1 protein-coding gene is annotated in these 367 nt (G+C 33.8%); it reads left to right on the top strand.

Annotated features, from left to right (window positions below):
* On the top strand, positions 1 to 189 hold a 189-nt coding region (locus ACRD7B_RS22820), incomplete at its 5' end, for a hypothetical protein (protein ID WP_430826983.1).
* Between the last annotated feature and the right edge of the window lie 178 nt (positions 190 to 367).

The raw sequence follows: 367 nt of genomic DNA, 5'->3' as shown, positions 1-367 counted from the left end.
GAGGTAAAGGTGAAAAATAAGCGCACGGATACTTATACGGTTTCAATTGATAAATGGACTATGGGAACCATTAAGGATTGGATGAGCTTTTCAACGGAAAACATAGCTATACAGCCGAGTAAAACAGCTACCTTTCAGTATACCATAAAAGTTCCTTCATACGCCACAGAGGGGCAAATAAATATCTAAAAAGGTGTTACGATTTTCCACTTTGTGTAATTAACTAGTGAGATTTTATAAGTAATCTTAGTTTTAGTATAATACTTTAAATAACACTAGTGACCGACTAATTTTTTAAAATGAGGGTACTCCCTAAAGGTTTCCCCTCAAAGTTGTAAATTGATTTTGCGAAACATTTTACAACATG

Origin of the sequence: Carboxylicivirga fragile (assembly GCF_050589805.1) — a bacterium.
Taxonomy (GTDB): domain Bacteria; phylum Bacteroidota; class Bacteroidia; order Bacteroidales; family Marinilabiliaceae; genus Carboxylicivirga; species Carboxylicivirga fragile.
This window is presented reverse-complemented; position numbering and strand designations above follow the sequence as displayed.